This window comes from Frankia sp. CpI1-P (genome assembly GCF_001421075.1).
Classification (GTDB): domain Bacteria; phylum Actinomycetota; class Actinomycetes; order Frankiales; family Frankiaceae; genus Frankia; species Frankia torreyi.
Genome location: NZ_LJJX01000012.1, coordinates 1 through 18,690 on the forward strand (window position 1 = coordinate 1; position 18,690 = coordinate 18,690).

12 protein-coding genes and 12 pseudogenes are annotated in these 18,690 nt (G+C 74.1%); 7 read left to right on the forward strand and 17 right to left on the reverse strand.

Features of this window, described 5'->3' with window-relative positions; all coding sequences use genetic code 11:
* Positions 1–641, reverse strand: a pseudogene (locus tag FF86_RS10280) (sugar-binding protein); the annotation flags it as partial.
* 1,099 nt (positions 642–1,740) lie between these two features.
* On the opposite strand from FF86_RS10280, the pseudogene FF86_RS31800 reads away from it, so the two are divergent.
* The 3 genes and pseudogenes from FF86_RS31800 to FF86_RS10290 all read left to right on the forward strand — a co-directional run.
* Positions 1,741–2,445: pseudogene (locus tag FF86_RS31800) on the forward strand (hypothetical protein); the annotation flags it as partial.
* Position 2,446: 1 nt separating this feature from the next.
* Positions 2,447–3,069, forward strand: a pseudogene (locus tag FF86_RS63645) (lytic transglycosylase domain-containing protein); the annotation flags it as partial.
* Between the two features lie 171 nt (positions 3,070–3,240).
* On the forward strand, positions 3,241–3,660 hold the full coding sequence (locus FF86_RS10290) for a transposase (protein WP_063870365.1): 420 nt from the start codon (positions 3,241–3,243) through the stop codon (positions 3,658–3,660).
* On the opposite strand, the gene FF86_RS45260 is transcribed toward FF86_RS10290, so the two are convergent.
* From FF86_RS45260 to FF86_RS10310, 6 genes and pseudogenes are all read right to left on the reverse strand, one after another.
* On the reverse strand, positions 3,642–3,998 hold a 357-nt coding region (locus FF86_RS45260), incomplete at its 5' end, for a DUF4097 family beta strand repeat-containing protein (RefSeq protein ID WP_242418507.1). The genes FF86_RS10290 and FF86_RS45260 overlap by 19 nt on opposite strands.
* Before the next feature lies 1 nt (position 3,999).
* Positions 4,000–4,589, reverse strand: a pseudogene (locus FF86_RS65770) (hypothetical protein); the annotation flags it as partial.
* The coding region (locus FF86_RS10300; protein ID WP_242418508.1) for a response regulator transcription factor at positions 4,582–5,168 on the reverse strand (587 nt) is incomplete at its 5' end. The pseudogene FF86_RS65770 and the gene FF86_RS10300, both read right to left, overlap by 8 nt.
* A 1-nt stretch (position 5,169) precedes the next feature.
* Positions 5,170–5,295, reverse strand: a pseudogene (locus FF86_RS45265) (DNA-binding response regulator); the annotation flags it as partial.
* Positions 5,283–6,743: a histidine kinase gene (locus tag FF86_RS10305; protein WP_242418509.1), complete on the reverse strand. Its 1,461-nt coding sequence runs from the start codon at positions 6,741–6,743 to the stop codon at positions 5,283–5,285. The gene FF86_RS10305 and the pseudogene FF86_RS45265, both read right to left, overlap by 13 nt.
* A 275-nt stretch (positions 6,744–7,018) precedes the next feature.
* Complete coding sequence (locus FF86_RS10310) at positions 7,019–7,444, reverse strand: GNAT family N-acetyltransferase (protein ID WP_044888581.1); 426 nt, start codon at positions 7,442–7,444, stop codon at positions 7,019–7,021.
* A gap of 324 nt (positions 7,445–7,768) precedes the next feature.
* Here FF86_RS10310 and FF86_RS45270 point away from each other — a divergent pair, with 324 nt between their 5' ends.
* Positions 7,769–8,356 carry a GNAT family N-acetyltransferase gene (locus tag FF86_RS45270; protein WP_242418510.1) on the forward strand — a complete coding sequence of 196 codons (588 nt, stop codon included), beginning with the start codon at positions 7,769–7,771 and terminating at the stop codon, positions 8,354–8,356.
* A 90-nt stretch (positions 8,357–8,446) separates the two neighbouring features.
* Here FF86_RS45270 and FF86_RS63650 read toward each other — a convergent pair.
* The 10 genes and pseudogenes from FF86_RS63650 to FF86_RS45310 all read right to left on the reverse strand — a co-directional run.
* Positions 8,447–8,558, reverse strand: a pseudogene (locus FF86_RS63650) (hypothetical protein); the annotation flags it as partial.
* 1 nt (position 8,559) lies between these two features.
* Positions 8,560–10,612: pseudogene (locus FF86_RS64040) on the reverse strand (S9 family peptidase); the annotation flags it as partial.
* Positions 10,498–10,896: asparagine synthase-related protein (locus FF86_RS45285; protein WP_242418511.1), on the reverse strand; the 399-nt coding region annotated here is incomplete at its 5' end. The pseudogene FF86_RS64040 and the gene FF86_RS45285, both read right to left, overlap by 115 nt.
* A gap of 1 nt (position 10,897) precedes the next feature.
* Positions 10,898–10,970 (reverse strand): annotated as a pseudogene (locus FF86_RS45290) (hypothetical protein); the annotation flags it as partial.
* Position 10,971: 1 nt separating this feature from the next.
* A pseudogene (locus tag FF86_RS45295) lies at positions 10,972–11,706 on the reverse strand (asparagine synthase-related protein); the annotation flags it as partial.
* 1 nt (position 11,707) lies between these two features.
* Positions 11,708–12,282: pseudogene (locus FF86_RS45300) on the reverse strand (N-acetylglutaminylglutamine amidotransferase); the annotation flags it as partial.
* A 241-nt stretch (positions 12,283–12,523) separates the two neighbouring features.
* Positions 12,524–14,724, reverse strand: a 2,201-nt coding sequence (locus FF86_RS10325) for a carboxylate--amine ligase/circularly permuted type 2 ATP-grasp protein (protein ID WP_242418512.1), incomplete at its 5' end; no start/stop codon positions are given.
* Position 14,725: 1 nt separating this feature from the next.
* Positions 14,726–15,100, reverse strand: a pseudogene (locus FF86_RS45305) (glutamate-cysteine ligase family protein); the annotation flags it as partial.
* A 452-nt stretch (positions 15,101–15,552) separates the two neighbouring features.
* On the reverse strand, positions 15,553–16,354 hold an 802-nt coding region (locus FF86_RS10330), incomplete at its 5' end, for a LysR substrate-binding domain-containing protein (protein WP_242418513.1).
* Between the two features lies 1 nt (position 16,355).
* Positions 16,356–16,491 (reverse strand): annotated as a pseudogene (locus FF86_RS45310) (LysR family transcriptional regulator); the annotation flags it as partial.
* A 159-nt stretch (positions 16,492–16,650) separates the two neighbouring features.
* Between FF86_RS45310 and FF86_RS10335 the strand changes: the two are divergent.
* From FF86_RS10335 to FF86_RS10350, 3 genes are all read left to right on the forward strand, one after another.
* Positions 16,651–17,214 carry a peroxiredoxin gene (locus tag FF86_RS10335; protein ID WP_044888574.1) on the forward strand — a complete coding sequence of 188 codons (564 nt, stop codon included), beginning with the start codon at positions 16,651–16,653 and terminating at the stop codon, positions 17,212–17,214.
* Positions 17,214–17,771 (forward strand): carboxymuconolactone decarboxylase family protein, encoded by a 558-nt coding sequence (locus FF86_RS10340; RefSeq protein ID WP_044888575.1) that lies wholly within the window; start codon positions 17,214–17,216, stop codon positions 17,769–17,771. Before FF86_RS10335 ends, FF86_RS10340 begins: the two co-directional genes overlap by 1 nt.
* A gap of 441 nt (positions 17,772–18,212) precedes the next feature.
* Positions 18,213–18,690: FadR/GntR family transcriptional regulator (locus tag FF86_RS10350; RefSeq protein ID WP_131729371.1), on the forward strand; the 478-nt coding region annotated here is incomplete at its 3' end.

The following is an 18,690-nucleotide window of genomic DNA, read 5'->3' on the forward strand; positions in this document are numbered from 1 at the left end:
GCGGTCAACCCCTTCAACCGCAACGGCAACCGCAACGCCGCCTGCGCCGCCGCCGCGGTGTGCGCGACGATCCGCACGTCGTAACCCGTCGGAACGACCTTGACCACCAGATCGGTGCCGGGCGCCACGTCGGCGTAGGTCGCCGTGCTGCCGGCAAGCGTCGGCGCGGGCAGCGCGCCCGGCCAGGCAAAGGCGAGCTCGCGGCCACCGTCGACCAGGGTCGCCACGTCACCGCCCGCCTTCCCCCCGGCCGACAGCACGATCCCCGCCTTCGCGACCTTCGGCGTGACCTTCCCGTCCGCCAGCACCAGCGTCGCGTCGACGTCCACCCAACCGTCACCGCGGCGGACCCGGCGGACACCCGAATAGGAGTCGACCGTGACCGTCCCGTCCGGGTTCACGAACGTCGACGTCGACTCCGTACGGGCATCCGTCACCTCGATCCGCCGCTTCTCCGCACGCGCCGCAAGCTGCGCCGAGACGAGATCCGGCCGTTGCGCCGGCCCCGTCGGCGGCGGGGACTGCGCCGGGCCCGCCGGTGTGGCCGCCCGTGCCGCGGTCCGAGCCGCCGGGACGAACTGCACGATTGTCCCGGCCAGAACGGCGGCCAGCAGAACGCACAGAGCACGGGTCAGTGACATGCGAAAACACACGGGGAGGGCCCGCATTACGCCAACTCCGATCCACCGGAAACGAAAGTCCGAAGGCGCTACGAGCGCGGCCCCCCGAGGGGAGCGAAGACCGCGCGGATCTCCGAAAATGACAGAGGGATCAACCGGCGTACAAGAAGATGATCGCCAGTTGGGATCGGGTTGTGTCGCGCGCCGTGACCATCCCCGGGGGTGGCCGGAAACCGCGGCTACCTCGCGTACTCACTGGCCTGCCAGCAAGCCAATCGACCCGACAATCCCGTCACCTTCAGTGACCGNGATTGATCGCTTGCCCGCAACAGAGGTGTCGCTGCGTTACTTTTATGGCGCGCATCACACAGTGGTGTGTTACCTCGCCGAAACATGAAAGTCGGTACGGGCCCACATTCGGCCTACAACCCAACCACCGGGATGGCGGACGACCGTCGTATCCGCAGGTGACGGCCACCCTGAACGGCCGTGGTCGACGGCTGCCGTCGACGGCCTCCCGCCTCCGAAAAGCCCTGCGGAGCAGGGGGAGGTACCCGGCCGGCGAGAAGAGCCGGCTCCACTCCCCACCTTCGGGCGATTCCCGTGCCGGCTCGCGCGTCGTCCGGCCGGATCCGGCCGGGCGCCGGGGCGCGAGGCCCGAGGCCGCCGGACCACGCGAAGCCGGACGCCGCCTCCGTGTGTCCGCGCTAACGCCCAGCTCCCAGGCTTGGAGCTACTCTCCGTGACGATTTCTCTTGCGGCTGGCAGCCAATTGATCGTTATGGGCAGCAGGGAAGTTCTCTTTCCAAAGGACTGGATAAGCCTCCGGAGTTATGCCACAGTCCTCCTTCGGACCAGGGCGCCACTGGAACGGGAGTGCCCCTGGCCCGATCGGTTTCTTTGTTTTGGATGACACCTTCGACTGCGCCTCGCAATGACGCGCGGCAAGATCGAACGCCTACAGCCGAGCCGCGCTTTCCCGCATTCCCTGGCACGGGCGACGGCGCAACGGCGCGTGGCTGCCGCATGGGCTGGGGCCGCCGGCACCGCGCACACCGGCGGCTGCAATCACGGCCGCGGACGAGACCCGACCCGTCGATGTCGCAGGGAGGCGAACGGTATGAGCCGCCACCGGCGTTCCCCCGAGAAGCCCGGCCGCCACCGGGCTTCCACCGACACGGCCGGCCGGCATCGCCCCGCCACGATCCCCGCCCAGGGCCGAGGCGGGGCGCCCGCTCGCCGGCGGTCCGGCCCGACCGGCGCCCTGGCCACCATCCCGATGATCGGGCTGCTCGTCGCCCTCAGCCTGATGCCCGGCACGACCCCGACTGGCCGCAGCCCATCGCCGACCGCTCGCCTCAACGCCCCCGCCGTCGTGGTCCATCCGCCGACGCGCGGCTACGACGACCGGTTACCCGACCTCATCCCCACGCTACGAGCCGCGAGCGACACCGACGCCCCCACCACCCCCCCGACCCCGACCCCGACCGTGCCCCCGACCGCGTCGGCGGCTGTCCCCGACGACCGGACGCTCGCCGCCGCGGCCACCCACCGCTCCCCCACCGCCGCCGCCGTCGTCCTCACCGCCACCGAACGGCGGATCCCCACCCGCATGCTGACCGCCTACCGTGCGGCCGCTGTCCGCACGGCCGCCGAACACCCCGCCTGCCACCTCCCCTGGCAGCTCCTCGCCGGCATCGGCCGGATCGAGTCCGGCCACGCCGCCGGCCACACCCTCACCGCCGACGGCACCCTCACCCGCCCGATCCTCGGCCCACCCCTCGACGGCCACGACGGCCGCGCGCTCCTCCGCGACACCGACCACNGCACCCTCGACCACGACACCCGCTACGACCGCGCCGTCGGCCCGATGCAGTTCATCCCCACCACCTGGGCCAGCGCCGGCCGCGACAACTCCGGCGACGGCCGCGCCGACCCCGACAACGTCGACGACGCCACCCTCGCCGCCGCCGGCTACCTCTGCCGGCACGGTCGCGACCTCGCCGACCCCGCTCAGCTACGCGCCGCGATCTTCAGCTACAACCCCTCGACCAGCTACGTCCGCGCCGTCCTCGCCTGGACCGCCGGCTACACCACCGGCTACGCCGCCACCGACGCCACGCCCCGAACCGCGGCGACGCCAGGCGCCCCGGTGCCACCCCTACCCGCCTACCCACCCCCGCCGACCTCGCCGCCCCTGTCTCCGTCCCCGGCACCCACACCCACACCCACACCCACACCGACACCGGCACCTTTGCGTTCGGCACCGACAGGATCGGCGTCCGCACCCCGTCCGGCCGCCGACCCGGTCGCCGGCCGCCCGGCCACCGGGCCGCCCCCGCCTGCGGCCACCGCCGCCACCAGCACGGCACCCGGCGAATCCCTCGGCGACCCGTCCGATCCCCCCACCGTCCCGCCCGGCGGCTCGCTGCGCGTCATCCCCCTCNCCNCCCCCGCCACGCCGCCTGCGGCCGCACAGTCCGCCCCGCCCCCCTGAACCGGATCCCGCCCCCGCGCCGGCCGCCCCACCCTCGCCAGACCCCGCGCCGATTCCCGACCCGCACCCCTGCGCCGACCCTGTCCTCCCAGGTTCAGCATTCGAACCCCGAAGCGAGCCGTCATGTCACGACCCACCCGCTATCCCCCACGGTTCCGCGCCCACGCCGTCGCCGCCGTCGCGCTCGCGCGGGCGCGGCACCCCTCGGAATGGGCCGCGATCCAGGCCGTGGCCGCGAACCTCACGATCAGCGCCGAGACCCTGCGCACCTGGGTACGCCAGGCGACGTCGCCCGACAGCGCGCCCGACCCGGCGGACGCCAGCCGGCACCAGGCCGAGATCCGCCGCCTGAACCGGGAGAACGCCCGCCTGCGCCACGCCCTCGACCTGCTGCGGGACGCCGAACGCTCCACCCCTCGACGCGGGTCCGTGACGATCTCCCCGGCCGGGACGCCGACCGCAGCACCGATCGCGGCGGCGCCACCGGAACGGCGCACGCCCTCGACGGTGCGGAGGCGGTCCGGTCAGGACGCGTCCCGGTAGGTCACGGAGATGTCGCCGGAGGAGGTCGTGGCGCGCAGGCGGCGCGACGCCGCCGGGTCCTTCTGGATGTTGACCGTGCGGTCCCCGGAATCGGTGGTCACCTCGGCGGCGTAGCCCTCGCCGTCGACGGGCAGCAGCACCCGCACATCTCCGGACGAGCTGTGGACGTCGAGGTCGTTCGGGGCGAGGAGCTGGTCGACCCGCACCTCCCCGGACGACGTCGAGGCGTGCAGCCGGCCGGTGCGCGCCTCACGGACCCGGATGTCACCCGAGCCGCTGACGACGTCGAGCTCGCCGCTGGGCCGGCTGACCGTCACGTCCCCGGCGGAGGTCCGCAGNCGCACCTCGCCGCCGAGGCCCTCCGCGGTGACGTCGCCGGAGGACGTGTCCACGGCGACGGCCACTCCCGGTGGCAGCTCGAGGTCGTAGTCGGACGAGCAGTCCCAGGTCGTCCCGCAGCGGGTGGTGACGTACGCCGTGTCGCCGTCGACCCGGACGACGAGCTCGGGCACCTCGACGACGCCGGACATCCTGGCGATCAGCCTGACCCCGGCGTCAGCGCCGGTCCCGGTGGGCGTGCGGGTCCCGGTGGGCGTGCGGGTCCCGGTGGGCGTGCGGGTCCCGCCGGTGGGTGCGGCGTCCGGTCCGCGCAGGTGGACGTCGCCGCTCGGGGTACGGACGACGACGCTGGTGACCGAGGCCGGCAGGGCGCGACGCTCGACGCGCTGGCCGCGCCCGGAGGTGGCGTCGACGACGGCGAGCCCCCCGATCACCGTGAGGACGACGGCCAGGATGCCGCCGAGGGTCAGAGCGATCGCCCTGCCACCCCGCGGTGACGGATCGGGCTCGAGCGTGGAGACGGGCTCGCGTGCCGCGAGTGCCGGGGCGGGCTCGAGTGTCGGGTCAGGCTCGAGTGTCGGGTCAGGCATGACGGTGCCACCTCCGGGCGCTGTGCGGCGCTGCGGGTGGACGGCCGGCGCCGCCGTCGGCCGCGTCCAGGAAACGCAGCACCGCGAGGACGCGGCGGTGGTCGTCCTCGGCCACCGGAAGGTCGAACTTGGCGAAGATGCTGGTGACGTGTTTCTCCACGGCCCGTTCGGTGACGACGAGCGCGGCGGCGACGGCCGCGTTCGAACGGCCCTCCGCCATCAGGCGCAGCACCTCGGTCTCCCGTCGGGTGAGGCGGTCCAGCGGGTCGCGGCGCCGCGAGCGGACGAGCAACTGCGCGACGACCTCGGGGTCGAGCACGGTGCCGCCGGCGGCGACCCGGGCCAGCGCCTCGTGGAGGTCCGCCACGTCCGAGACCCGGTCCTTGAGCAGGTAGCCGACGCCGCGGCTGGCCTGCCCGGTGATGAGGTCGACCGCGTAGCGCTCCTCGACGTACTGGGACAGCACGAGCACCCCCACGCCCGGCCACTGCCGGCGCAGGACCAGGGCGGCCCGCACGCCCTCGTCGGTGAACGTCGGGGGCAGGCGCACGTCGACGACGCAGACGTCCGGCGGCTCGGNCGCGACCGCCCGCAGCAGCGTCTCGGCATCGCCGAGCGCGGCCGTCACCGTCATGCCGAGGTCCTCGAGCAGCCTGGTCAGCCCCTCCCGCAGCAGCACCGAGTCCTCGGCGATCATGATGCGCACGGCAGCTCCAGACGCACGGTCGTGCCCGCCCCGGGCGGGCTGGTCAGGCTGAACCTGCCGTCGACGGCACGCGCCCGGTCGCGCAGGCCGGTGAGCCCGCTGCCGCCGCTCTCCCGGGCGCCGCCGCGGCCGTCGTCGGCGACCTCCACGGTCAGCCGTCCCCCGCCGCGGCGCACGACGACACGGGCCTGGGACGCCCGGGCGTGCCGGGCGATGTTGGTCAGCGCCTCGGCCACGAAGAAGTAGGCGACCGCCTCGGCGTCCGGATCTCGCCGCCACGCCGGGTCATCTCGCCGCCATGCCGGGTCATCGCTCCAGCCTGGCGGGTCATCGCTCCAGCCTGGCGGGGCATCGCCTCGGCCTGGCGGGGCCTCGCCTCGCCGCGCCGGGTCGAGGTCCACGTCCACGGTGACCGGGACCGGGCAGCGGGCCGCGAGCCCGGACAGCGCCGCGTCCAGCCCACGGTCGGTCAGCACCGACGGATGGATGCCACGGGCAAGGTCACGCAGCTCGGCCAGGGCCCGTTTCGTCTCCGCGTGCGCCTCGGCGACCAGGCCGGCGGCGGCGTCCGGATCCTCGGCGAAGCGGGCCTGCGCCCGCCCGAGGGTCATCGCGACGGCGACGAGCCGCTGCTGGGCGCCGTCGTGCAGGTCACGTTCGATCCGCCGCCGCTCGGCCGCCGCGGCGGCGACCATCCCGGCGCGGCTGGACTCCAGGTCCTCCACCCGCTGGGCGAGCAGCTCCTCGCCGCGCGGGGACAGCAGCCAGCGGGCCGCCAGATAGTGCGCCGCCGTCAGCCCGCGGGCGAGCCAGGGGGCGGCGAGCAGCGCGGCGACCCCGAGGCCCACGTGCAGGGCGACCGCACCGCCGTAGCCGAGGTACTGCCCGAAGATCCGGTCTCCCCCGGCGAGGGCGTACCCGTAGGCCGGGAAGAACAGGAAGGCCAGCCCACCGCCCCAGGCGGCGAACAGCAGCCAGCCGCCGAACCAGCCGAACAGCGGCGCCACGACCAGCACGTACAGCACGTTGAGCCAGCTTCCGCCGGCCCGCAACCGCCGCAGCTCGGCCCCGAACCGGCCGACGAGCCCCGACCGGCGGTCCGGGTCACGCACGGGTGAACGCCGCAGCGGCAACCGGCGGCCGAGCATCGTCTCGAACCGCCAGGCGTCGAACCGGGTCGACAGGCTCGCCACGACGAGGCTGAACCAGATCAGCGGCACCCCGATCAGGGCCAGCAGCAACAGCGGCACGCCCAGCAGGATCGGGACGAGCACCGCGAGGAACACCGGCAGCGCGACGGCGCCGGTCAGGGCGACGAAGGCCGTGCCCGCCCACGCCGGCCCCGCGTACGTCCGCCGCAGCACGGGCAGCACCCCCCGCCCCGACCCGGCCGACCGCCCCGACCCGGCCGGACCGCCGAAGCGACCCGCGCCGTCAGTCGCCTGCACCGGACTCACCGCCACCCCCTCGCGCCGTCTCCGACCGGACCGGCCCGGCGGACCACGGCCGTGGTCCGTNCGACTGAGCCGACGGTAGATCGTCCGGCCACCACCGGGCGACGGAGCTGCCCGGTCAGTTCGCCGGGGGGCTACCCGTACCCGCCCGTGTGGCCGGTTGGGCAGTGCGATGAGGGTTCCCCGCGCGACTCGACCTCGACCTTGACCTCGACGACCATCGACCTTGCCGATCATTGCCCGCCTGGGCTTCGGACCTGCTCGTGCACCTACACGCGGCGGGTGAGGTGGAAGGCGGAGATGGAGTAGCCGGCGCGCAGGGCGAGGCGGTGCGCCTCGTGGCGGTGGGTGTCGGCGTCGAGGTGGATGTGTTCGCAGCCGAGGCGGCGAGCCTCCCGTTCCGCCCAGGCGAGCAGCCGGGTGGCGTGGCCCCGTCCGCGCGCGGCGAGCAGGGTCGTGAGGTCGTCGACGGCCAGGTGCCGCCCGGCGGCCAGCGAGTTCACCTGCCGGAAGCCGAGCGCGGCGGCGACCCGGCCGAGTTCGCCGTCCCAGGACGCGACGAGTCGGTACCCTTCGGGCCGCTGTACCTCGTTGACGAGCCGGACGAACCCCGTCGACGTCAGATGCGGGCGCAACTGGCGCATGGGGTCGAATGCCAACCAGGTCCGCTCCGCCTCCAACTCCTCGATTTTCACGGGCCGTATTGTGTCAGTGCCATCAGGTGATGTGCGTGCCGAGGTCCGGCCGGAACCGGTGGAGTCGGTCACCGCGGCCCCGCCGCCGGCCCCGGCGGGCGGGTTCCGCCCGGCCGCCATGGCCTGCGCGTCCGTCCGTCCCGGTCCTTCCCGGCCGCGGTGACGTCCGGAAAACGATTCGCCGCGGGGCGCCGCTGCGGGCTACCCTGCTGCGGCCATCGGTCCGCCCGCCGCCGATCGGCAGCGGGCGGTTGCGGCACGCGGCGCCAGGGTGACGCCCTGATGAAGCCGGCACGGGGTGGGATCCGGAGCGGGGTGAGGGGCGTGGAGAACAGCCGGACAGACGGCGGCGATCGGTCGCCGGCCGGGATCGTCGCCGAGCCGGTGCTGCGTGGCCCGCGGCTGGTCCTGCGGCCGCTGACCGTGGCCGGCATCGGCGCGCTGCGGGCCGGGCGGTGCGGTGAGCTGGAGTCACTCACCGGCACCCGGATCACCACCGGCATCCAGCCGCCGCCGCTGCTCGACGCCGCCCTCGGCCCGGTCCGCGGCCGGTCGCTGACCGAGTCGGCGGCCGCCGGCTGGTGGACGTGGCTGGCCGTCGAAGGGGCCACGGGCACGGCCGTCGCCTCACCCGGCCTCGGTGGCCCACCGGACGCCGACGGCTGCGTCACCTTCGGCCAGGCGACGTTCGCCGGACACACCGGACGCGGCTACGCCGTCGAGAGCGGCTGCCTGCTGCTGGACTGGGCCTTCCGCGAACCTCGGGTGCGCCGGGCGCTGATGACCCTGCCACCCCACGCCGGGGTGGCGCTCGCGGTCGCCGCCCGCCTGGGCTTCGCGGCCATCGGCCGGGCCGAGGACGACGAGGTGGGCGAGCTCGTCCTGCTCGAACGAACCTGCCGGACCACCTGAGCCGAGCCCGGCGGGCGACGCCGACAGGGCGGGCGGGGCTGGCGAGACGCTGCGCGGTTGCGGCAGCCGCGCAGCGAGCAGGTGCGCGGCCAGCCAGTCGACGGCGGTCCGGACGAACCGGACCCGGTTGGCCAGCTCGACCACCTCGTGCCCCTCGCCGGGGAACAGCAGGTAGCGGCAGTCGACGCCACGGGCGGTGGCCNCAGCCACCGTCTGCTCGGCCTCGATCACCGGGACGTTGGTGTCGTTCTCGCCGTGGACGACGAGCAGCGGCGCCGCCAGGGCGCTCATCCGGTGCAGGGGCGACAGCGCCCGCAGCAGCGCGGGCTGCGTGACCGGATCGCCGTACTTGGTCACCGCGGAGGCCGCGATCCACGGCTCGGTGTGCTGGTAGAACGACTCCAGGTCGACCATGCCGCAGACATCCACGCCGACGCGGAACAACTGCGGGAAGTGCACCAGGGCGGCCAGCGTCAGGTACCCGCCGTAGGAGCGCCCCGCGATCCCGATCCGCTCCGGGTCGGCCAGGCCGGTGTCGACGAGGTCCCGCACGCAGCTCGCCACGTCCTCGATGCCGTCGAACCGGCGGTGGGTGTGATCGGCCTCCTCGAAGGCCCGGCCGTACCCGGTGGAGCCGCGCACGTTCGGCGCGAACACGGCGATCCCGCGGGCGAGCAGCGCGTGGAACAGCGGGTTGAACGTCGGACGCTCCTGAGCCTCGGGGCCGCCGTGCAGGTACACCAGGGTCGGCAGCGGGCCCGGCGGCGCCGGCGGACGGTACCACCAGCCGGCCAGCTCCTGGCCGTCGTGCGCGGTGAGGGTGTGCGGCACGGGGCGAACCAGCGCCGCCGGGCGGGTGGGGGCGTGCGAGACCAGACATCGGTAGCGGGCGGGGTCGAGCGCCGGCCGGCCGGCGCCGGCCGGGGCGGTCAGGTCGCAGGTCCACAGCTCCCCGGGGGCCGCGGCGCCCTCGAGGGCGAGGATCAGCTCCTGGCCGTCGGGGCGGGCCTGCAGGGCGGTGACGACGTCGCGGGGCGGTGCCGGCAGCGGCCGGCACCGGCCGCCCGACAGGTCGACGAGCGTGAGCTCACTGCGTCCCGCCACGTTCCAGACGACGACCGCCCGCTCGGGGTCGGCGGCCGCCCGCTCGGGGTCGGGGTCGGGCCGGCCGAGCAGGACGAACCGTTCCACGTCGGCGTCGGGACGCTCGGCGATCACCACGGTGGAGCCGGGGGTGTCCACGGGGACGTCGAGCAGGGCGGCCCGCTGCCGGCCGAGGTCGCTCACCAGCAGCACCCGACGCCCGCCCGCGGTGAAGCGGCCGGTGAGGACGGTCGCGGTGCCGCCGGGCAGCTCCCACGACGAGTGGGCCGCACCGCCGCCCGCCGGCGGGGTGAGCCGGACGTCGACGACGATCGCGCGGCGAACCCCGCGCGGCCCCTCCCGCAGCAGCAGCCGGTAGGCGCCCGCCAGCGGATCGCCCCCGCCGACGCCGGCGAGCCCACCGGAGATCGTGTCCTGCGCGCCCGGGCCGCCCGCACCGGGAACCCCGGGGCCGGCCGAGCCGGCGTGATCGAGGTCGACCAGGTCGCAGACCTGCAGGGCGACGCCCTCGGCGAGCCGGGCCCGCCGGCCGTCGAGACCGACCAGCACGGCGGCGGTGCGCCCGGCCCGGTCGGCGCGGTCGGATTCGGTGACGACGAGGGCGAGCCCGTCGGCGGTCCAGCGGGCCGGCACAGCGGCGCGGCCGTCCCCACCGGCCAGGCTGCGCGGGCCGCCGTCGTCACCGTCGGCGGCGACGACGCGCACCTCGGTGAGCTCCCCGCCGCCGGGCGCCACGTGCACGGCGATCAGGTCGCCCGCCGGCGACCACAGCGCGGCGCGGACATGCCCGGGGCCGGTGTCCACGCGACGCCGCCGGCCGTCGGCGTCCCGGATCCACAGGGCGGGCCCGGCCGGCCCGTCCGCGACGTAGGCGAGCCGGCCGTCGGACGCGAGGGCGGGCGCCCGCACTCCCTCGGCCGCCACCCACTCCCGCCCCAGATCGGACTCCCCGAGCCGACCGGCACGCCCCGACCTGGGGAGGCGGATCACGTTCCCCAGGACCGTGTCACTGCCCAGCGTCACGTCACTTTGTAGCGTCACGTCACTCCCTGAGTCTGGAGCCACATCTCGAGCAGCGCGGCCTGCCAGAGGGCGTTCGCGCCGAGGGTCGTGCGGTTGTCGTTCGGGGCGGCCAGCATCGCCTGGATCCACGCCGGGCGGAACAGGCCGCGGGACTTCGCCGCCGGGTCGGTGAGCGCGTCGCGGACCCGGTCGAGGAACGGGCCGTCCAGGTGGCGGATCGCCGGCACCGGGAAGTACCCCTTGGGCCGGTCGATGACGTCGACCGGCATGAGCGGGCGGCCGATGTCCTTGAGCACGCCCTTGCCGCCGGAGGCGAGCTTGAACTCGGGCGGGCAGGCCGCGGCGAGCTCGACCAGCTCGTGGTCGAGGAACGGGGTGCGCGCCTCCAGGCCCGCGGCCATCGTCATGTTGTCNACCCGCTTCACCGGGTCGTCGACGAGCATGACCGTCGAGTCGAGGCGCAGCGCGGCGTCGACGGACGTCTCGGNGCCCGGCCGGGCGAAGTGGGAGGCGACGAAGTGCCGGCTGGCATCGGCCTCGATGAGGTGGTGCGGCTCGACCATCGCCGGCATGTCGCGGTGCGGTCGGTCGGCGAAGACCCGCAGGTAGGCGTCGACGGTCTGGTCACGCGCGACGCCGGCCAGCGGCGGGTACCAGGAGTAGCCGGCGAAGACCTCGTCGGCCCCCTGCCCGGACTGCACGACCTTGACGTGCCGGGAGACCTCCTGGGAGAGCAGGTAGAAGGCGACGCAGTCGTGGCTGACCATCGGCTCGCTCATCGCGGCGACGGCGGCGTCGACGGCGGGCAGCAGCCGGCTGCCCGGCACCCGGATCTGGTGGTGGTCGGTCTCGAAGTGCCTGGCGATGATGTCCGAGTAGGCGAACTCGTCGCCGGACTCGCCGCCGGCCGCCTCGAAGCCGACGCTGAACGTGGCCAGGCCGTGCTGGCCGGCCTCCGCGAGCAGGGCGACGATCAGGCTGGAGTCCAGCCCGCCGGACAGCAGCACCCCGACGGGCACGTCGGCGACCATGCGCCGGCGCACCGCCACGCGCAGCTTCTCGGCGATGGCGTCCCGCCAGTCGCGGGCGGTCCAGTCGGCGTGCGCGGGGTCGCGGGTGAAGCTCGGGCTCCAGTACACCTCGTCGGTCCAGGTCCCGTCCGGTTCGACGACCCGCACGGTGGCGGCGGGCAGCTTGCGTACTCCGGCGAGGATGGTGTGCGGNGCCGGCACCACCGAGTGGAACGACAGGTAGTGGTGGAAGGCGACGAGGTCGATGTCCGAGGAGACGCCGCCCCCGGCAAGCAGCGCCGGCAGGGTGGAGGCGAAGCGCAGCCGCTCGGCGTCGGCGGCGAGGTACAGCGGCTTGATGCCGAGCCGGTCGCGGGCGAGGACGAGGCGGCCGGTGTCGCGCTCGGCGACCGCGAAGGCGAACATGCCGGCGAAGTGGTCCACGCACCGGGTGCCCCAGTGGTGGTAGGCCTTGGCGATCACCTCGGTGTCCGAGGTGGAGAAGAAGCGGTAGCCGGCGGCGGCCAGCTCGTCGCGCAGCTCCTGGTAGTTGTAGATGCACCCGTTGAACGCGGTGGTCAGGCCCAGCTCGCTGTCGACCATCGGCTGGGCGCCACGCTCGGACAGATCGATGATCTTCAGGCGGCGGTGGCCGAACGCGACCGGTCCCGACGACCACACCCCGGCGCCGTCCGGGCCCCGCGGCACCATGGTGGCCGTCATCCGCACCACCGCGTCGACGTCCGCTCCCCGGCCGTCGAACCTCAGCTCACCACTCAGCCCGCACATGTGCGCTCCCGTCGATCAGTCAGTTCAGGTGAGATCCATTCCCCGGGCAGTCCTGCCCGGCATGAGGGTGCACGATCGTCCGTCCACCTTCGACGCCGGAGATTTCAGCCTCGTGTCCCCACGGTTGCGACCGAGGACCGCTTCGCTCGCCGGAACTGCCGCCCGCCGGCACTCGCCCGCCGGCACGCCGTCATGCCCCGCCGAGAGCCTCGGCGGGGTACGACGGCGGTCGTGGGTCAGCTCAGCGGCGCGGGATCCAGGTGTCCTTGGAACCGCCGCCCTGGGACGAGTTGACGATGAGGCTGCCGGGCGGGGCCACCCGGCTGAGCGCCGCGGGCACGACGACCGGCTCGGTGCCGGCGTAGACGAACACCCGCAGGTCCACCGCGCACGGCTCGAGGTGGCTGTCGTGCCAGGTCGGATGGGTGGACAGGGAGACCACCTCCTGGCCGATCCAGCGCCGCGGGTCGGCCAGGATCCGCTCCCGGGCCGCGGTGAGCTGGTACGGCTCGGCGTGCGGGCCGATCACGACGCCGGAGCCGCCGAAGCCGTCGACCGGCTTGACGACGAGCTGGTCGAGGTTGGCCAGCACGTGCTCGCACTGCTCCGGGTCGCCGCAGACATAGGTCGGCACGTCGTCGAGGACGGGTTGCTCACCCAGGTAGTAGGTGACCATCCGGGGCACGTAGGCGTAGACGACCTTGTCGTCGCCGATGCCGTTGCCTGGCGCGTTCGCGACGCTCACCCGCCCGGCGCGGACCGCCCGCAGCAGCGCCGGGCCGAGCGGGGCGTCGTCCGCGCCCGGCGCGCCGAACAGCTCGTCCTCGTCGATGCGCCGGTAGAGGACGTCGACGCGGCGGCGGCGGCCGTCGTCGACCCGGTAGACGACGTCGTCGTCGACGAGCAGCGCGTCGGGTTCGACCAGCGGGACGCCCATCTCCTCGGCGAGCATGGCGTGCTCGAAGTAGGCGGAGTCGGCCGGCCCACTGGTCAGGACGGCGACCGCGGGCTCGCCGGTGACGGCGGGTGGCGCCGCGGCGACGAGCGCGTCGTGCAGCAGGGCGGGCACGGTGCCCAGCCGCAGGATGCCCGGCGGCGGCCCGAGCTCGGGCAGCACCGACTCGGCGAGCCGGCGGCCCTCCACGGCGTAGGCGATCCCGGACGGCACCCGCAGGTTGTCCTCGAGCACCAGCCAGCCGCCGTCACCGCCGCGGACGAGGTCGATGCCGGCGGTGGTGATCCGGATCGCGTCGCGGCCGGGGGCGCGGCCGCCGTGGCGCAGCCCGGGGGCATCGTTGACCACCCAGGGCGGGACGATGCCGTCGGCGACGGCGGCCCGCTCGCCGTAGATGTCGTGCAGGAACGCCTCCAGCGCGCGGACCCGCTGCCCGAGCCCCCGGCCGAGCACGGCCCAGTCGTCGGCGGCGACGATGCGCGGCACGATGTCGAAGGGGAACGGCCGGCTCGCCGAGTCCCCGTTGACCCGAAACGTGATGCCCCGGTCGGTCTGCTCGGCCTCGCGGGCGCCGACGCGTTCGTCGAGGGTGTCCGGGCCGAGCCGCTCCAGGGTGCGCATCACCGCCCGGTACTGGGGCCGGACGGCGCCGTGCTCGTCGACGACCTCGTCGTAGCCGGTCGGCTGGTAGCGCTCCAGCAGGATCGGCGCGATCTGGTCGGGAGCGGACACCGCGGGCGCGGCACCGAGCGACGCGCCGGCCGGCGGGACGTCGCGGGTCTCGGCGAGGATCAGGTCGGCGACGTCGGTGAGCAGTCCGCGGCGGGCGAACGCCCGGCGCTGGCGCAGCGCCGAGCTGCCCCGGCCGGCCGCCTGCTCGGCGAGGTTGTCGATCAGCTCCCAGTCGTCGTAGCGCTCGAGCTGGGGGCGCACCTCCTCCAGCATCCGGCGCAGCATGGCGCGCGCGGGCACGGGGCCCGCACCGAGGATGTCGACGAGGTCGCCCTCCAGCCCGGACCGGGCCGCCCGCCAGGTCGCCGCCCGCAGCAGCTCGGCGCGCGGGGGCGGGGCCTGGCCGCCGGCCTCGATCTCCTCGATCGCCCGGCCCACCAGGGCCCGGAACAGCCCGGCGATGAGGATGACGTTGTCCACGTCCGGGCAGGCGTCGCAGATGCGCAGCTCGACGGTGGGCAGGTGGGCCGAGGGGCGGACGTCGAAGTACACCATGCCCGGGTCGCTGATCACCCCGGACTTGATCAGATCGGCGATGAGCTGGTCGTACTCGGCGGCGGTCTTGAACGACCCGGCGACGCCGGCGGTGGGCCAGCGCTGCCAGACCAGCGTGCGCATGCTCGCGTAGCCGCTGTCGGCGCCGAGCCAGTACGGCGAGCTGGCCGACAGCGCCAGCAGCATCGGCAGCCAGGGGGCGGTCCAGGCGACGACGGCCATGGCCAGGTCGCGGTCGGCGACGTCGACGTGTACCTGGGNGCCGCAGATGAGCTGCTCCCGGGCGACGATCTGGTAGTCCTCGGTCATCTGCTCGTAGCGGGCGTCCCGCGAGACGTCGAGCAGATCCATGTCGAGGATCGGCACGGTGCCCGACGCCGCCGGCCCGAGCCCCAGCTCGCCCGCCGCCTCGGCCAGCCGGCGGCGCAGGTCCAGCAGGTTGGATCGCAGGGCCAGTAGATCGACCGTCGGCTGACTGTTCGTCTCGACGACGGATTTCAACAGTTCCGGAGAGAAGGAGTCCTTGTCCAGCCGCTGCAGTATTTCCTCGGCCCGGGGAACAAGTTGGCGGGTGGTGAGATCGAGGATGTGAAACTCCTCCTCGACGCCGACGGCCACGTTCCGTGCGTCGCTCATGGCGGCCTACGCTACGGCCGGCCGGTTACATATGCATGACACGGACGTGTCTCGCATACCGGCGATCGGGGCATACCTCTGCACGGGCACGTGCACCACCTTTGTCGTGGCCGGCGTCCCGACCCCATCCAGCCGTGGTGCCGCGACCCACCTGTGTGATCGCCTCGGTCCGACCCGTCGGCCGAACGCCGGCGGCAGCCGGTCGCGGACGTTGTCTAGCTGTCCCGCCGGCCGTCGATAAAACGTGACGAAGCCCGCAGCATTCAGCCGCGGATGAGCGGGGATGAACATGTGCCGAGCGGTCACCGAAAGCGCCGCGAGACGCCGCGAGCCGGGCTGNGGGTGTTCACCCGGCCCGGGTTACCCGGATTTCCCGCCGAGACCCGGCGGCGCACGAAGTCGCCGCGCGGCGTGACCGTTCGGCCGCCGATCGACACCGGGCGGGAAGGCGGCTAGACCGACGGGACCGGGCTGAGGTCCAGCTCCGTCCCGGGCAGCGCGGCGCGGACCTCCGCGGCCAGCAGTCCCCAGTCGGTGACGCGCGCCGAGGTCGCCCGGTAGGCCAGGCCGATGCGCCGGTGCGGCGCCGGGCGGCGGAAGGTGGCGACCGCGAGGCCGCGGCCCTCCCCCACCTCGACTCCGACGGCGGCGGCGGGCAGCAACGTCAGCCCCAGCCCGCCGGCGACCATCTGGACGATCGTCGACAGGCTGGCCGCCCGCAGCGTGGCCCGCTCCCGCGCCCCGGCCTCCCGGCAGACGTCCAGCGCCTGCGCCCGAAAGCAGTGCCCGTCCTCCAGCAGGAGCACGTCCTGGCCGGCGAGGCCGGCGACGGGGACGGCGCTGCCGCCGGCCAGCGGATGCTCGGCGGGCGTCACGAGGACGAAGTCCTCGTCGTAGAGCGGGATCTCGGTGATGCCCGGTTCGTCGTTGGGCAGCGCGAGCAGCGCCAGGTCGAGCGCGCCGCCGCGCAGCTCCGCCAGCAGGGTCGCGGTCTGCGCCTCGCGCAGCCGAAGGCGCGCCTGCGGCCAGCGTCCGCGCAGCGTGGGTAGCAGCCGCGGCAGCAGGTAGGGCGCCACGGTGGGGATGACGCCGAGCCGGATGTCGCCGGTCAGCGGGGCACGGGCCCGCACCGCGACCTCCGCGATGTCGTCGACCGCGCCGAGCACGCCCCGGGCTCGCGTGACGATCTGCTCGCCCACCGCGGTGAGCAGCACGCTGCGCGTGGTGCGCTCGACGAGCTGGACGCCGAGGGTGNGCTCCAGCGCCGCGACCGCGCTGGACAGGGTCGGCTGACTCACGTGCAGCGCCGCCGCCGCCCGGCCGAAGTGCCGGTGGTCGGCGACGCCGACGAGCGCACGCAACTGGGTGAGCGTCGGCTGCGGAGTAGCCATAGATCGAGGCTATCAAACTTGCCGAATCTTTCGATTTCCTTTCTGGGTCGATGGTAGCGAGAGTGGGTCCTGCCCGATCACCACCGCAGACCCGAACATCACCGCAGACCCGATCACCCCCGCAGACCCGATCACCACCGCAGAGAGGACCACCTCGACGTGCTTACCGTCGGCGACGCCTTCCCCGCCTACGACCTGACCGGAGTCGTCTCCAACGACCCCGACACCGCCTTCGTCCGGGAGACCGCCACCAGCCGCCCCGGCGCGTGGCGCGTCGTGTTCTTCTGGCCGAAGGACTTCACGTTCGTGTGCCCCACCGAGATCGCCGCGTTCGGCCGGCTCAACGGCGAGTTCGCCGACCGGGACGCGCAGGTCCTCGGCGTGTCCACGGACAGCGAGTACGTCCACCTGGCCTGGCGGCAGAACCACCCGGACCTGACCGATCTGCCCTTCCCGATGCTCGCCGACATCCGCAAGGACCTGACCGCCGCCGCCGGGGTGCTCGGCGACGACGGCGTGGCGCAGCGGGCGACCTTCATCGTCGACCCGGACAACGTCATCCAGTTCGTCATGGTCACCGCGGGCAGCGTCGGGCGGAACCCGGCGGAGGTCCTGCGGGTGCTCGACGCGCTGCAGACCGACGAGCTGTGCCCCTGCAACTGGCAGAAGGGCCAGGCGACGCTGGGTGCCGCGGCGCCCGCCCCGGCCGAGGTGGCGGCCTGATGGCCGTCGCCCGCCTGCGGGAACTGCTTCCCGACTACGCCCGCGACCTGCGCCTCAACCTCGGCTCGGTGACCAGCCAGTCGAACCTGTCCGCCCAGCAGCTCTGGGGCACGGTGCTCGCGGCGGCCATCGCCAGCCGCGGGCGCACCGCGCTGGTCGAGCTGGAGCCCGAGGCGCTCGACCACCTGACCGCCGAGGCGGCCGCCGCGGCGCGCACCGCGGCGGCGCTGATGGCGATGAACAACGTCTACTACCGCAGCCTGCACCTGCTGGAGGACGAGGAGTACTCCCGGCTGCGGGCCGGCCTGCGGATGAACGCCCTCGCCGACCCCGGTGTCGACAAGGTCGACTTCGAGCTCTGGTCGCTGGCGGTCTCCGCGATCAACGGCTGCGGCCGCTGCCTGACCGCCCACGAGCACGAGCTGCGCGGCCGCGGGGTCACCCGCGAGGTGATCCAGGACGCGATCCGGGTCGCCTCGGTCGTGCACGCGGTCGCGGTGACCGTCGAGGCACTGGAGACCTCCGGCGGCATCGACCGGGTCGCCGCCGCGGTCTGAGACCGCGGTCCGCACGTCGGATAACGACTGGCTGTAGTCGATGCCAAGATCGGGGCCGTCGGGTCCCGGCCGAGCGTCCTGGCGCGCCTTCTCGTCCCGTCTACCACGCTGNGCTGACGGCCGGGACGGCGTCCCTGGTCAACGGCGTCGCGGCCGTCGCGTTTCCGGTTCCAGCGGCCCCATCCCAGCCGAAGTGATCAGCTCGGTGCGCGGATGGCATGTCGCCAATCTTATGCACTCTGAGTAACAGAATGCGGATCACAGCGTGGTACTCCACCAGCCCCGCCTCCCCCAGGTTCCGGCACGCTGCCACAATGCGACTTTGTAAGCACGGTTCGTAGCCAACTCATCGCAGTGACCACTATCCGTACATCATTAGTCGCAGCCCGAAACGGGGGACGTACCCGGCCGGGCAGCCGCCACCAGGGGGAGCACAAGATCATGTCGTTAACGCAGCCGACCGACACCTCGACACCCCGCATCGCGCCGCACCCGGTACGCCTCGCGCGCACCGGCGGGGCGGACGGCGCGGCGGCCACCGCCGGGTCGCCCGGCACCCCAGCCCGCGCGCTGTCCGGCCCGCTGCTCGCGACGAACCGCGTCGGGCAGCATGTCCGCGTTCCGAAGACCGCCGAACTCGTCGCCGCCCACCTACGCCGCCAGATCGTCCGCGGCGAACTCCACGAAGACGACGCCCTCCCCCCCGAAGCCGTCCTCATGGAACAGTTCGGCGTCTCCCGCCCCACCCTGCGCGAAGCCTTCCGCGTCCTCGAATCCGAAGCCCTCATCAGCGTCCGCCGCGGCGCCCACGGCGGCGCCCGCGTCCACACCCCCAACGGCCACGTCGCCGCCCGCTACACCGCCCTCGTCCTCGAACACCAACACACCACCCTCGCCGACATCCACACCGCCCACACCC

What these genes read in the sequence shown, in the direction of transcription:
- FF86_RS10290 (WP_063870365.1), top strand. Translation starts at nt 3,241, where the DNA reads ATGTCACGACCCACCCGCTATCCCCCACGGTTCCGCGCCCACGCCGTC.
- FF86_RS10340 (WP_044888575.1), top strand. Translation starts at nt 17,214, where the DNA reads ATGGCCGTCGCCCGCCTGCGGGAACTGCTTCCCGACTACGCCCGCGAC.